Annotated in this window: 15 protein-coding genes; 9 read left to right on the forward strand and 6 right to left on the reverse strand. The window is 73.9% G+C overall.

Annotation, left to right across the window (positions count from 1 at the left end):
• Positions 1-102: 102 nt before the first annotated feature.
• Positions 103-783, forward strand: coding sequence for a hypothetical protein (locus HDA32_RS00840; RefSeq protein WP_179641347.1), 681 nt, complete (start codon positions 103-105; stop codon positions 781-783).
• A gap of 332 nt (positions 784-1,115) precedes the next feature.
• Here the strand turns inward: HDA32_RS00840 and HDA32_RS00845 are convergent, their stop codons facing one another.
• Genes HDA32_RS00845 through HDA32_RS00855 form a run of 3 tightly spaced genes read right to left on the reverse strand, consistent with a single transcriptional unit; the run spans position 1,116 to position 2,413 of the window.
• Positions 1,116-1,580, reverse strand: coding sequence for a VOC family protein (locus tag HDA32_RS00845; RefSeq protein WP_179641348.1), 465 nt, complete (start codon positions 1,578-1,580; stop codon positions 1,116-1,118).
• A gap of 41 nt (positions 1,581-1,621) precedes the next feature.
• On the reverse strand, positions 1,622-2,134 hold the full coding sequence (locus HDA32_RS00850; protein ID WP_179641349.1) for a helix-turn-helix domain-containing protein: 513 nt from the start codon (positions 2,132-2,134) through the stop codon (positions 1,622-1,624).
• 9 nt (positions 2,135-2,143) lie between these two features.
• Positions 2,144-2,413, reverse strand: coding sequence for a DUF6504 family protein (locus tag HDA32_RS00855; RefSeq protein WP_179641350.1), 270 nt, complete (start codon positions 2,411-2,413; stop codon positions 2,144-2,146).
• A 288-nt stretch (positions 2,414-2,701) separates the two neighbouring features.
• Here HDA32_RS00855 and HDA32_RS00860 point away from each other — a divergent pair, with 288 nt between their 5' ends.
• Positions 2,702-3,322 carry a TetR/AcrR family transcriptional regulator gene (locus tag HDA32_RS00860; protein ID WP_179641351.1) on the forward strand — a complete coding sequence of 207 codons (621 nt, stop codon included), beginning with the start codon at positions 2,702-2,704 and terminating at the stop codon, positions 3,320-3,322.
• Positions 3,323-3,355: 33 nt separating this feature from the next.
• Here the strand turns inward: HDA32_RS00860 and HDA32_RS00865 are convergent, their stop codons facing one another.
• Complete coding sequence (locus HDA32_RS00865; protein ID WP_312862991.1) at positions 3,356-4,303, reverse strand: M48 family metallopeptidase; 948 nt, start codon at positions 4,301-4,303, stop codon at positions 3,356-3,358.
• Positions 4,304-4,695: 392 nt separating this feature from the next.
• Here HDA32_RS00865 and HDA32_RS00870 point away from each other — a divergent pair, with 392 nt between their 5' ends.
• Entirely contained in the window at positions 4,696-5,070 is a 375-nt protein-coding gene (locus tag HDA32_RS00870) for an RNHCP domain-containing protein (RefSeq protein ID WP_179641352.1), read from the forward strand.
• Between the two features lie 53 nt (positions 5,071-5,123).
• Here the strand turns inward: HDA32_RS00870 and HDA32_RS00875 are convergent, their stop codons facing one another.
• Both HDA32_RS00875 and HDA32_RS00880 read right to left on the reverse strand, forming a co-directional pair.
• Positions 5,124-5,810 carry a DivIVA domain-containing protein gene (locus HDA32_RS00875; protein ID WP_179641353.1) on the reverse strand — a complete coding sequence of 229 codons (687 nt, stop codon included), beginning with the start codon at positions 5,808-5,810 and terminating at the stop codon, positions 5,124-5,126.
• Positions 5,811-6,339: 529 nt separating this feature from the next.
• Positions 6,340-7,242, reverse strand: a complete 903-nt coding sequence (locus HDA32_RS00880) for an N-acetylmuramoyl-L-alanine amidase (protein ID WP_179646378.1) — start codon at positions 7,240-7,242, stop codon at positions 6,340-6,342.
• Between the two features lie 212 nt (positions 7,243-7,454).
• On the opposite strand from HDA32_RS00880, the gene HDA32_RS00885 reads away from it, so the two are divergent.
• The 6 genes from HDA32_RS00885 to HDA32_RS00910 all read left to right on the forward strand — a co-directional run bounded on the left by HDA32_RS00885 (position 7,455) and on the right by HDA32_RS00910 (position 13,369).
• Positions 7,455-7,817 carry a YkvA family protein gene (locus HDA32_RS00885; RefSeq protein WP_179641354.1) on the forward strand — a complete coding sequence of 121 codons (363 nt, stop codon included), beginning with the start codon at positions 7,455-7,457 and terminating at the stop codon, positions 7,815-7,817.
• A gap of 219 nt (positions 7,818-8,036) precedes the next feature.
• Positions 8,037-9,593: an ABC transporter substrate-binding protein gene (locus HDA32_RS00890; protein ID WP_179641355.1), complete on the forward strand. Its 1,557-nt coding sequence runs from the start codon at positions 8,037-8,039 to the stop codon at positions 9,591-9,593.
• Between the two features lie 56 nt (positions 9,594-9,649).
• A complete protein-coding gene (locus tag HDA32_RS31660) occupies positions 9,650-10,735 on the forward strand; it encodes an ABC transporter permease (RefSeq protein ID WP_312862992.1) in 1,086 nt (361 codons plus the stop codon).
• 146 nt (positions 10,736-10,881) lie between these two features.
• Positions 10,882-11,808 carry an ABC transporter permease gene (locus HDA32_RS00900; protein WP_179641356.1) on the forward strand — a complete coding sequence of 309 codons (927 nt, stop codon included), beginning with the start codon at positions 10,882-10,884 and terminating at the stop codon, positions 11,806-11,808.
• On the forward strand, positions 11,805-12,605 hold the full coding sequence (locus tag HDA32_RS00905; RefSeq protein WP_179641357.1) for an ATP-binding cassette domain-containing protein: 801 nt from the start codon (positions 11,805-11,807) through the stop codon (positions 12,603-12,605). Before HDA32_RS00900 ends, HDA32_RS00905 begins: the two co-directional genes overlap by 4 nt.
• Positions 12,602-13,369: an ABC transporter ATP-binding protein gene (locus tag HDA32_RS00910; protein WP_179641358.1), complete on the forward strand. Its 768-nt coding sequence runs from the start codon at positions 12,602-12,604 to the stop codon at positions 13,367-13,369. Before HDA32_RS00905 ends, HDA32_RS00910 begins: the two co-directional genes overlap by 4 nt.
• Positions 13,370-13,430: the final 61 nt, after the last annotated feature.

Consider the following 13,430-nt stretch of genomic DNA (forward strand, 5'->3'; position numbering starts at 1 on the left):
CGTCACGCACCGGGGCCAGGGTGGTCCCCATTCGTGCCGGGCGAGCACACGAGAACAGAAGATGTCCACGGCCGGGCCGTGGCCGATGAAACGGAATGGTTTATGAGTGTACGGGGGCCTTTGCTGACCGCTGCCGCGGTCGCGGCGTGCATGGGACTGACCGGCTGCGGAGCCCTTTCGGGCGCGGAGAGCGCGGAGGGCGACGCGTCGCCGGCGCAGAGCGCCGAATCGTCGCCGTCGGCGGAGGCGCAGGGCGGCGGCTGGGAGCAGGAGTTCCCTGAGCAGATCACGCCGATCATCGAGATCGACCAGCCGGGAGGCCAGGCGCAGGAGGAGGCGCTGGGCGCGTTCTTCGCCCTGTACGGGGACCTGTTCACGGCGCTCTACGAGCAGGACACGGAGCAGGCGTTCCTCACCGAGAGGCTCACCGCGGACTCGCCCTCGCACGACTCCCTGGGCACGGCCATCGACACCTTCGTCGAGAGCAACGCCGTGCCGGCCGGCGACATGCGGTTCTACAACGGACTGGTGGGCGCCTACTCCGAGGACACCGTGCAGGTCGACTTCTGCGTGGACCAGCGCACCTTCGCGCTGCAGGACGCCGGCAGCGGCGAGACCGCCGAGATCGCCGACGAGAGCGCCTGGCAGGCCGACATCTTCAAACCCGGCATCGCCTACGCGAGCACCATGTTCGAGAAGAACGAGGCCGGTGAGTGGAGGAGCGTCTCGTTCTCCATCGACCCCGTCGCCGAGGGCGACGCCGACGTGGGCGACTGCCTCTAGACCGTCGACGGGAACGGGAGGCTGTGGCCGCAGTCCTCCCGTTCGCCACCGCATGACCTGGAAAGGCCGCCGTCAGCGCGCCGGCGCCGGCGGTGCGAAAGGGCGCGCCGCACGATCCCGTGCCGGTCGCCCGCCACCGGTGGCCGGGGTCTTGAGCGGCGCTGTTCCCGCGACCTCTCGCTTCGCCGGACGCTGCGCGCCCGACAACAGCCTCACCAGACCCGCAAAGGCCGAACAGGGCCTGGAGACAGTCCCCACCTTCTCCCGACACGACCTGGACCGGACCCGGGGGCGGCGGGCGCCGTCCCCGGGGCGCGGCGGCCGGTGCGGGATCAGGCCGGGCCGCCCGGCTCGAAGGCCTTGGACATGGCCTCGTTGTCGAAGGCGTCGAAGTTCGTCTCGTTGAGGCTGTACCAGTTGCCGGAGTTGTCGCGGAACACCGCCTCCAGGCCGTAGGGCCGCTCCTGCGGCTCCTGGAGGAACTCGACGCCGCGCGCCGAGTACTCCGCGTACGTCTTGTGCAGGTCGTCGGTGTTCCACGCCCCTGCGGAGAGCGCGCCCTTGGCCAGGAGCGAGCGCAGGGCCGCCGCGGTCTCCTCGTCGTGCATCGGCGGTCCGGGGACGGTGAGGTTGAGCTGGAAGCGCGGGTCCCCGGGCGGCCCCACGGTCAGCCACCGGTAGCCGTTGTCCAGGGTCAGGTCGAAGCGCTCCTCGAAGCCGAGCTTGTCGATGAAGAAGCGCTTGGACTCCTCGTAGTCGAAGACGTAGATGCCGGCGACGCCGAGCCTGGTGATCATCGTGTTCCCCTCTCGCCGATGCGGTGCTGTCGACAATGACGCTAGAGGGGGGCGGGCTCCGGGGGCTTCTTCCGCGTTGCTGTCATCGCCTGCGGCAGGGGACCGGCGCAGCGCAGCAGGTAGCAGCCGGGGACCATGAGGGGTGCGGCGGTGGCGGCCCGCCGCTGGAACTCCGTGGGGGACAGTCCGGTGACGTCGCGGAAGCGGGAGCTGAACGATCCCAGGCTGGTGAACCCGACCGCGTGGCAGACCTCGGTCACGGTGGGGACCGGCGACCGCAGCAGCTCCTGGGCGCGCTCGATGCGGCGGCGCGACAGGTAGCGGCCGGGGGTCTCGCCGTAGGCGGTCCGGAAGGCCCGCACGAAGTGGTGGCGCGAGTACCCCGCCGCACGCGCGACCTCCGCGAGGTCCAGCGGCTCGCTGTAGTGGCGGTCGATGTGGTCGTGGGCCCGCCGCAGCGCGATCAGGGTCTCCACCCCGAGGGCGCCGGGCGGAGCCGACCGCTGCGCCGAGCGGCCCCGCCCTTCGGGGGACCGTCCCCCTGTCGGCTCCATAACGAAGGATCACCCCCAGAGGCGCCGCATCGTCCAGTTGTTGGTCGCGGTGTCGAGGGTGATGTCGGCGATGTTGGCCTCTCCGTCGTCGGACTCGGCGGCCACCCGCACGAGACGGACGTCGGCGCCCCCGGGCGCGGCGCCCCCGTGATCGCCGGCCCCGGTGTTCCAGGTGCCGATGATGCGGCGGACCCGGTACATGTGCCCGCGCCACGCGAAGAGGGCGGGATGCCCGCCGTTGGTCGATCTGACGTCGATCCGTTCGTTGTAGAGACTCACGCCGGCATCCTATCGAACAAGTGTTCGCTCGGACAGTGTGAACGGCGGCGGCGCCGACCGCTCCTCACCCTAGGTCCCGCGCCGCGATCCGGCGCGCCGCGCGGACGCCCGCCCCGAAATCGCCGCCGCGCGCCGCTGTGACGTGGCCGGATCCGCGGTCCGCGCGGTCGGCCCCGGCGTGTCGCCGGTGACCGACTGGGCGGTATGTCCCGTCGACTATCCTGGTGGGAAGCTAGGCGCGTCACCCCCGCAGGCGGCGCGCGGCCAGACTGCAGGGGAGCGCGACACATGGCGGATTCGGCGGAACCGAGCGTGCCGGCGGCGTCGGGCGGCGCCGCCTCTTCCGTGCCCGACCGGCTGCTGTCGGTGGCCACCCGGCTGTTCGCCGAGCGCGGCTTCGAGCGCACCTCCGTGCAGGAGCTGGTGGACGCCGCCGGCGTCACCAAGGGCGCGATGTACCACTACTTCACGTCAAAGGACGACCTGCTCTTCGCCATCTACGAGCGGGTCCTGGCCATGCAGATGCGGCGGCTCACCGAGTTCGCCGACGCCGAAGGGCCCCTGGGCGAGCGCCTGCGCGCCGCGGCCGCCGACGTCGTGCACACCACCGTGGACAACCTCGACGACACGCTGATCTTCTTCCGCTCCCTGCACATGCTCTCGCCGGACCGGCAGAACGAGGTGCGCAAGGAGCGCCGCAAATACCACGAGCGGTTCCGCTCGATGATCGAGGAGGGCCAGCGCGAGGGGCTCTTCCGCGACGACGTGCCGGCCGACATCGTCGTCACCCAGTACTTCGGCGCGGTGCACCACCTCGGCATGTGGTACAACGCCGACGGCGAGCTCACCGGCGCGGCCCTCGGCGCCCACTACGCCGACCTGCTGCTCACCAGCCTGCGCCCGAAGTAGCGGCCGCGGTCGGGCCGGCCCCGCCGCGGCCCTTCAGTGGAACACCCGGCCCGGTCGGCCCCGGTCCCGGATCGCCGCCATGCGCTTGATGTGCGTCGGGTGCCGGGCGAGCAGGTTGTGCAGGAACAGGAAGAACCCGCGCTCCGTGCGTGCCCGGTCGGCCATCTCGCCCAGGTTGACGTGCGGGTACAGGTACTTGCCCCCGGCGAGGACGCGGATGCCGTGCGCGCCTTCGGGGCAGTGGGCGTAGGCGTGGTTGTCCGCGGTGTACTCCATGGCGCGCGACAGCGACGACCCCAGAACGGGGACCACGGTGGCGACCGAGGTGGCGACCTGCCGCCAGTAGGCGGTGTGGCCCGCGGCGATGTGGCCGAGCTCGTGGGCGATGAGGAACCGCAGCGCCTCGGGGTCGCGCAGCCGGCCGCCGACCTCGAACAGGTCGCTGTGGACGACGACGTAGCGGCGGAACCCGTGCCCCGAGGCCGCCGTGCTGACCACCCCGTTGCCGAGCAGCACGTAGGCCTCGGGCGCCCTGTGCAGTCCCATCTGGACGGACAGCTCCCTGACCATGCGGTGCGCCTCGGGGAACTGGGTGGGCGAGACCTTGATCCCCTGGGCCCGGCGCGCCGCGTGCAGCAGGCCCCGCGCGAGCCAGTACGCGAGGGGGACGCCGAGCAGGACGAGCGCACCGATCGGGGGGACGCCCGGGCGCGTCCACAGCAGGAGGCCGAGCAGCGCGACCGCGCCCGCCGTGACCGCGATGGCTGCGGCCAGCAGCGGCGACTCCCACCGGTGCCGGACGCCGCGCGGGCGCTCGTCGTCGGGCGCGGCGTGCACGGAGGCCAGGGGCGCGGGCGCCGGGTGCGGCCGGTAGAGCGCGCCGGGCGGGTAGCCCTGGGGGAACCGCGCGGGCTCGCACGGCGGGCCGTAGGGGAAACGGGCGGAATCGCCTTCGCCTCCCGGCGTCATCGCATGGGCCATGGGCGCTCCCCTCGTCGACCGCGGCACGTGCGGACGGCACGTGGCCAGCACGTCAAGTAATTGCATATTACTTTCTGTGATTAATTGGAGCCCGAATCCTCTTCGCGTGTCCTGCGGGGCGGTGGCCCGCAGCGGAGAAAATCCGTTGCGCCCGCGACCGGGTTCGGTTTGGATTGACTGACCAGACCGTCGGATCGACGTGTTCTCCCTGCTGAGAGAGGTGGCCTATGCCCCGGATGCTGCCGAGCGCGTTTCGCCTCCACGCGGAGGGCTCGGTCCGCTGATCCGGCGATCCGCCGGATGACCGGTCGTGACACGGGTCCCGCCGCGGGGCCGGCGAGCGGCGCTCACGCGCGTTCCTCTCGCCCGAAAACCCGCAAGGAGCATCCATCGTGTCCCGACGCGATCCGCGTTCCCGCGCACGCCAGTGCGCGACGTCGTTCCGCTGCCTGAACTGCCGCCTGGACGTGTCCCTCGACGCGCCGGGCACGGCGCACCGCAACCACTGCCCGAACTGCCTGTGGAGCAGGCACGTCGACGACCGCGTCCCCGGTGACCGGGCGTCGGAGTGCCGGTCCCGGATGGAACCCATCTCGATCGCCGTCCGCGGCGACGGCGAATGGGTCGTCATCCACCGGTGTACCGGGTGCGGCGCGCTGAGCGGCAACCGCGCGGCCGGCGACGACAATCCGCTGCTGCTCGTGCGCACGGCGGTGGGCCCGCTGGCCCGGCCGCCGTTCCCCCTGGAGCGCCTGGCCGGCTCGTGAGGCCGGCGCCGTGACCATCCGGTGGGGCCGGGCCCCGGCCCCACCGGACGGCGTCAGTCCAGGCCGTGCCGCCTGAGCTCGGCGGCCAGCGCGTCCAGGAACTCGTCGACCTCGGAGGCGTCGTAACCGGGCTGCAGCCGCGTGACGGAGAAGCGGGCCGCCTCCACCTGCGCCGCGGTGAGCGGATCGGCCTCGCTCCGGCCGGCCGACAGGGCGGCCAACGTCGCCTCGGCGCGGTCCAGGAACCCGTCCACCTCCTCCTGGGCGTAGCCCGAGCGCAGCCGGGTGCCGGAGAACCGGATGCCCCGCGCGTCCTCGGCCCGCATCGGGGGCGGTCCGGCAGCGGGAGAGGCCGCGCTCCCGGGCGCGGGAGCGGCGGGAGCGGCCATGGGGACGGCGGCCGGTCCGGAGGCATCGGTCCCGGCGGCCGGATCCGGCTCGCGGCCGCGGTCCCGAACGTGCTCTCGGGTGCCCGGCCCGAGGGCCCGCAGCTCCGCCGCGACGAGGTCGAGGAAGTCGTCCACCTCGTCCTCGGCGTAGCCGGGGCTCAGCCAGGTGGGCCGGAACCGCGCCCCCTCGACCTCGTCGGCGGTCGCCGCCCCCTCGGCCCCCGGGTCCCCGGCGGCCAGCGCGGCCTCCGCCCGCTCCAGGAGGGTGTCGACGTCCTCCGGGACGTATCCCGGGCGCAGCCGCGTCGTGGAGAACCGCTTGGCGCGGATGTCCTCGGGGGTCAGTCGCATGCCCACATTGTCCGAGCGGGTGCGTCCGCGGGGCCAGACGTGTGCTGAAAATCTTGTCGGGCGCTTCGGGGGCAGGTGCGCAGACCTTCGATTCTCGGAGTTTGAAGGCTCCCTTCTCATGAGGGTGTGAAGAAAGCCTCGACCACCGGGGGTCGTGAAACCTCGGCCACAGGAGGGGTCCGTGGTGGCTGGGTGGCCGCATCCGCCGTCCCCGGCCTCAGGGGGTCGTGAAGCCTCAGCCGAAGGAGGGACTCGCAGTGACCGGGCGATCCTCTTGTGTGGCCGAAGGCCCATCAAGGGATCGCCCCGGCGCCGCGCCGCCCACGCCGCCTGTTTGGGCTCCGGGTCGATACCGGGGTGTCGGTCTGTACCCATGGTGTCGGCGTGCGCTTCGCGCGCGGGTGGGCGGTTTCCGTCTTCGGGCCTTCGGCCACGCGGGAGAGTCGCCCGCCCGCGCGCCATTCCTCCTGGGGCGGGCCTTCACGACCCCCTGGGGTAGAGGGGGTGAGCACGGCACGCCCCGTCCGGCTCAGCCGCGCGCCAGGTAGCGGGTGAGGCCGGCGGCCACGGCGTTGGCGGCCCCCGCGCGCCACTCCTCGTCCTTGAGGTTGCGCGCGTCGGTCGCGTTGCGCATGTTGCCCACCTCGAGGAACACCTTGGGCACGTCCGAAAGGTTGAGGCCGCCCAGGTCGGTGCGGACGTCGATGGCGTCGTCGGCGACGTAGTCGGCGTAGGGCTGGTCGGAGCGCTCGTGGAACTCGTCGCGGACGTCCGCCGCCAGGTCCATGGACGGTTCGGCGATGTCGTCGGTGTAGCCGTCGACCACGCCCGGGGCGATCACGTGGAAGCCGCTGCCGCCGGGGGTGGAGCCGTCGGCGTGGATCGAGATGGCGGCGTCGGCCCCGGCCTCGTTGCCGATCTCCGCCCGCTCGTTGACGCACGGCCCGACGCCCTCGTTGTCGTCGCGGGTGAGCACGACGGTGACGCCCTCCGCCTCCAGCCGGTCGCGGATCCGCGTGGAGAGGTCCCAGGTGAACTCGTGCTCGGGGTAGCCGTCGGCGGTCTCGGCGCCCACCGTGTCGCAGGCCTTCTCCCCGGGGCCGGAGGGGACCTGCCGGTTGATCTCCTCCGGGGCCTCGGCGTTGCCGCCGTTGTGCCCGGGGTCGATGACCACGACCCTGCCCGCGAGCGGCGGGGCGTCGGAGGGCTGCGGGTCCGGCTCGGCGGCCCCCGGCGCCGCTCCTCGGGGGGAGGCGCTCCCCTCGCCCGGCCCCGGCAGGGGGAGCGTGGCGGTCACCTCGGGCGACGGCGTCGTGCCGGAGGCCACGGTGCCGCAGGCCGCGGTGAGCAGCGTCGACGCCGCCACAGCGAGCAGTCCGACGGGACGGAGGCGGCCGGGACGGCGGGCCGCGCCGCCGTGCGTGGTCTGGATGGTTCCCCCAACGGTGGTCGGGCGGATCGGATGCTGCCCCACAACCTACGTCACCCCTCCCGTCCCGGGACCGCCGCGATCGGCCCCTGGCGGCGCGCGCACGCGCGGCCCGGGCGCGCATATCGGCGGCGTTCGAGGGAACAAGAAGCGTGGGTGACGCGTCATATCTCAAGACGAGGCCCACCACACTGACACGTGTCGAGGTGAAGAGAATGCGCAAGTCCAACCGGGCCGCCGCCGGCGCCGCGGCGTGGCAGGTGGTGCACGAGGGCACCCGGCCGGGCAAGCCCTCACTGATGACCCGAGCGGGCGCGGTCCCGCGCATGGTCGGTGCGCGCGTGCGCGGCCACTACACGCAGATGCCGGCCTCACGGCTGCTGCTGTTCGCGCTCGCCGTGCTCTACATCGTCTCGCCGGTCGACTTCGTGCCGGAGGTGTTCGTCCCGTTCCTGGGGCTCGCCGATGACATCGGCGTGGCCGTGTGGCTCACCGCGAGCCTGATGGGCGAGACCGAGCGCTTCATCGACTGGGAGCGCTACGGTCCGGAGTACGTCCAGGGGCACGTGGTGTCCTGACCCGGTCGCCGCACGACGAGGGCCCCGCCGCCGAGGCGGGGCCCTTTTTCGCGTCCGTCGGGAGGTCTCTTCGCACCCGGTGCGCCCGGCGGTGCCTGCCGCGCCTGCCGCGCCCGACGCGCCCCGGCCGCCACCGGCCCGGGTCTTCGCTCCGGCGGCCCTGCCGCGTAGAGTTCTCAATTGCAAACAGTTCGCATTTAGGTCGTCGACGGGGAGCGCATGAAGAGGTTCCGAGCCCTGACAGCGGCGGGTGTGTCCCTGGGCATGCTGGCCACCGCCTGCACCGGAGGCGCCGGGGCCGACGGCGGCGACACGCTGACCTACGCGCTGGGCGACGAGCCCGAGGCGTTCAACCCGGTCCTGGTCGACGAGCACCTCGACCCCGTCACGGAGATGGTCTTCCGCGGGCTCACCGCGCACGACGCCGACAACGGGATCATCCCGGCGCTGGCCGAGAGCTGGGATGTCAGTGACGACGAGCGGATCTACACTTTCCACCTGCGCGACGGCGTCACCTGGCACGACGGCGAGCCGTTCACCGCCGACGACGTGGTCTTCACGATCGAGGGCGTGCGCGACGGCGGGTTCTCCACCAGCAACAAGTTCGCCAACGTCGAGGAGGTCGAGGCGCCGGACGAGCGGACGGCGGTCGTGCGGCTGGAGCGGCCCACCCCGGCCCTGCTGGACAGCCTGTCCAACGGCATCCTCCCCGAGCACCTGCTCGCCGACAGCGGCATCGACGATCCCGGGTTCGGCGAGCACCCGGTCGGCACCGGGCCGTTCGAGCTGGACGCCTGGGAGCACGGCGAGTACGCCGCGCTCACCGCGTTCGAGGACTACTACGAGGGCCCGCCCGGCCTGGACGGCGTCACCGTCTCCTACGTGCCCGACGCCGCGACCCGCCTCATCCGGTTGCGAAACGGCGAGGCCGACGCGGCGCAGCTCGAACCGCGGCAGGTGGCGGAGGTCGCCGGCGACGACGGCGTCCGGCTGGAGGAGTACCCGACGGCGGACTACCGCGGCGTGCTGTTCAACATGGCCGACGAGCGCTTCGCCGACCCGGCGCTGCGCCGGGCCATGAACTACGCGGTCGACCGCGACGCGGTCATCGAGAGCGTGCTCCACGGCCACGGCGCCCCGGCCTCCGGCCCGCTCGACCGGAGCCCGTTCCACGCCGACGGCGCCGCCGACTACTCCTTCGACCCCGGCCGGGTCGAGGAGATCATGACCGGCGCCGGTTACGAGCGCAACGGGGACGGCGTCTGGGCCGATGACGGCACGCCGGTCTCCTTCGAACTCACCACGTTCGCCGAGGACGGCGTGCGCACGGCGATGATCGAGGTGCTGGCCACGCAGTTCCGCGAGCAGGGTTTCGACGTGACCGCCGAGCCCCGGCCGCGCGACGCCGTCGACTGGGAGGAGGTGGAGGCGTTCCTCATCGGCTGGGGCACCCCATACGATCCCGACAGCTCCCTCTACGGCCCCTTCCACTCCTCCGAGGCGCTGGCCGAAGGGGGGTCCAACTACGGGAGCTACGCCAACGACGACGTGGACGCGGCGCTGGAGGAGGGGCGCGGCAGCAGCGACGCCGACACCCGTTCGGCCGCTTACGCGGAGTTCCAGCAGGCGCTGGCCGAGGACCCGCCCTACGTCTGGGTGGCCTACCTCGAGGCGGTCAACGCCGTGCCGGCCGACCTCGAGGGCCCGCGCGAACGCACCCTGGCCCACCACGGCTACGGCTTCTTCTACAACGCGGAGGAGTGGTCCTACCGGTAGCGCCGATCCGGGTGCGCGGGAGCGGACCGCCGTACGGGCCCCGCTCCGCGCGGTCCGTGGTCGAGAAGGCCGAGGAGGCCGGGACCGGCGGTGCCCGAACGGTGGTGGGAGGGATCAGAGAACTCGGAGGGAAGGGAGAGCCGGCCATCGCCCGATTCGTCGCCGTCCGCGCTGCGGCGGCCGTCATGGTCGCCGCAGCGCTCTCGGTGCTGTGCTTCCTGCTGCTGGACCTGGCCCCCGGCGATCCGGCGCGCGCGGTGCTGGAGGCCCGCTCCGGGGGCCGCCCGGTGGGGGAGGCGTCCGTCGAGGCGCAGCGCGCGGCGATGGGCCTGGACGCCCCGCTGCCGGCCCGCTACGCCGACTGGCTCGGCTCGGCCGTGCGCGGCGATCTCGGCGCCTCCTACCTCAACGGCCGCCCGGTCGCCGACCAGGTCGCCGACGCCCTGCCGTGGACGCTGCTGCTCACCGGCACGGCGACCCTGTTCAGCCTGGCCGGGGCGATCGCGCTCGGCCTGCTCGCCGGCCTGACCCGCAGCGCGCTGCTGCGCCGCGGCATCGACCTCGCCATGTTCGCGCTCGGCGGCGTCCCCGGGTTCGTGGGCGCGCTGCTGTGCCTGTTCGTGTTCTCGGTCTGGCTGGGCTGGTTCCCCTCGGGCGGGCTGGGCCGCCCCGGCCAGCCGCTCACCCCCGGCGTCGTGGCCTCCTACGTCACGCTGCCCGGGCTCGCCCTGGCCTTCGGCCACCACTTCGGTGTCTACGTGCGGCTGGTGGAGTCCGGTGTCGCCCGGGTGCGCGGCTCCGTCCACGTGGCCAACGCCGAGGTGCGCGGCCTGTCGCCCTGGACGGTGCGGTTCAGGCACGTGCTGCGCCCGGGGCTGGTGCCGTTCGCCGCCCGCTTCGGCGTCGGCACGGCCCAGTTGCTGGCCGGCGCCTACGCCATCGAGCTGGTCTTCGCCTGGCCGGGGATGGGCCGCCTGGCCCTGGAGGCCGCGCGGACCCAGGACTATCCGGTGCTGGTCGCGGTCGTGCTGGCCACCGGGCTCATCGTCATCGCGGCCAACCTCATCGGCGAGATCGCCACCGCCCGCCTGGACCCCCGCGTCCGCCTCACCCACCCCATCCCGGAGTCGGCTCATGCCTGAACGACGGCCGCACCGCACGCCCCGCCCCGTCCGGGGGCGGACCACCCATATCAAGGAACCGCGTGAAAGCAAGGCTGACATTGTCAAGCCCGCGCGGCAACGCTCATCGGCCGTTCTGTGGACAACTTCGGTGAGGAGGGCGGGTCATGGCTGAGCGCGGACTCAAGCCCGCGTCCTCCGCGTCCTCCGGCGCGCTCCCCGCCGAGCCGGTGCGGCCGCGGGGGTTGGCGGTGGTGCGGGTGCCGCTGCGGGGCGGGGGCGGGCGGGCCGCCGTGTGGGGGGCCGTCGGGGTTCTCGTGGTCATGGGGGCCGCGGCCGTGTTCGCGCCGTGGCTCGCACCGCAGGACCCGATCGCCACCGACACCACGGCCGTCTCGCTGCCGCCGGGCTCGCCGGGGCATCCGCTGGGCACGGACGACCTCGGCCGCGACCTCTGCGCCAGGATGCTGTTCGGCGCGCGCTCCTCGCTGCTGGTCGGACTGGTCGCCGGCGTGATCACGGTCGTGGCCGGAACGGCGCTGGGCGCGCTGGCCGCGGCGGGGCCGCGATGGCTGGACGCCGCCGTCACCCGCACCGCCGACGCCCTGCTCGCGCTGCCGCTGATCGTCGTGGCGCTGGCGCTCGCCGCCGTCGCCGGCGCCTCGCTGACCACCGTCGTACTGGCCATCGTGGTCACGGCGTGGATGCCGGTCGCGCTCATCGCCCGCGCCGAGATCCGGGCGCTGCGGGAGCGCCCGTTCGTCCGCGCGGCCTACTCGCTGGGCCTCTCCCGCGGTCGGGTGTTCCTCCGGCACCTGGTGCCCAACGCGCTGCCCCCGATCGCCTCGATCGCCGCGTTCGAGGTGGGCCACGCCATCCTCACCGAGTCGACACTGAGCTTCCTCGGCCTCGGCGTCCCGCCCAACAGGCCCAGTTGGGGCAACCTGCTCACCGACGCCCGCTCCCACCTGCTGTCCGGGCAGTGGTACACCGTCGCCCTCCCGGCCGCGGCGATCGTCGTCACGATCATCGCGGTGAACGTGATCGCCACCGGCCTCGACCGGCACGAGGCCGCCGAAGGGAGGACCTGGTGAGCGGACCGCTCCTGGCCGTCAGCGGCCTGACCATCGACATCGGCGACCGGCGGGTCGTCGACGGCCTGCGCCTCGACCTGGCCGCCGGCGAGGTCACCGCACTGGTCGGGCGCAGCGGCAGCGGCAAGAGCCTGACCGCCGGAGCCCTCGTCGGGCTGCGTCCTGAGGGGGCCGCGCTGTCCGGCCGCGCGCTGCTGGACACCGGCGACGGACCGCCCGAGGACCTGCTGGCGCCGCCCCGGCACCGAGGCCGCGCGCCGCGCGGCGCCCGCGCGGGCTACGTCTTCCAGGAGTCCCAGGCCAGCCTGAATCCGACGGTCACCGTCGGTCGGCACCTGCTGGAGACGCTGCGGGCGCACGGCGTCCCCCGGGCCCTGCGGCGCGCCACAGGGCTGGCCGAGTTGAGCCGGGCCGGCCTGGAGCAGCCCGAGCGGATCTGGGCCGGCTACCCGTTCGAGCTCTCCGGCGGGCAGGCGCAGCGGGTCGCGCTCGCGCTGGCCCGCGCGCCGGGACCCCGGCTGCTGATCGCCGACGAGATCACCTCGGCGCTGGACCCGGTGACCCAGGCCGAGGTGCTCGACGGGCTCAGGGCCGACGCGGTGGCGCACGGCCGCGCCCTGCTGCTCATCACGCACGACCTCGCTGTCGCGGGCCGCTGGGCCGACCGGGTGGCGGTGCTCGGCGCCGGCCGGATCGTCGAGAGCGGCCCGGCCGCCGACGTCCTCGGCTCGCCCGCCGACCCCTTCACCGCCGATCTGGTCCGGGCCAGCGGGGCCACCGCGGGAGGGCGGGTATGACGGGGCGGGGCGGGGCACCGGCCGCGAACGGGCGGCCGCTGATCTCGTGCCGCGGCGTGGGCCGCGTCCTCGGCGGGCGGCGCCGGCGCACGGAGGCGCTGCGCGACGTGCACCTCGACATCGCGGCGGGGGAGAGCGTGGCGATCGTGGGGCGCAGCGGGTCGGGCAAGTCCACGCTCGTCGGCGTGCTCGCGGCCCTGGACCGGCCGCAGACGGGCCGGATCTCGGTGGCCGGATCGGATGTCTGGTCCGTCCCGGAACGGCGGCGCAGGGCCGTTCGGCGGCGTTTCGGGTGGGTTCCGCAGGACGCGCTGAGCTCGTTCGACCCGCGCTACACCGCGGGGGAGGTGGTCGCGGAGGCTTCGGCCGGCGGCGGTGCGGCGCGGCGGCCGGCGGAGCTGTTCGAGCGGGTCGGGCTCGACCCGGCGCTGGCCGGACGGCGCCCGGTCACCCTGTCCGGCGGCGAGCGCCAGCGGGTGGCGATCGCGCGGGCGCTGGCCGTGGACCCCGACGTCCTGCTCGCCGACGAGGCGACCAGCGGCCTGGACGTGCTGGCCCAGGAGCGCGTCCTCGACGTGCTGGCGGCCGAGGCCGGGCGCCGCGCGCTGGTCCTGGTGACCCACGACCTGCGCGTCGCACGCCGGGTGGCCGACCGCGTGGTGGTCCTGGACCGGGGGCGGGTGGTGGCCGACGTCGCGGCCGACGCCCTGGAGACCGGCGGCCCCGAACTCGCCCGCCTGCTGAAGGCCGCCCCGGTGCTCTAGGGCCCGAGCGCCGAAGCGGGCTCCTCGGGGGTCCTTTCCCGGCCGCCCCGGGGCCGGACGT

It is taken from the genome of Spinactinospora alkalitolerans (genome assembly GCF_013408795.1).
Taxonomy (GTDB): Bacteria; Actinomycetota; Actinomycetes; order Streptosporangiales; family Streptosporangiaceae; genus Spinactinospora; species Spinactinospora alkalitolerans.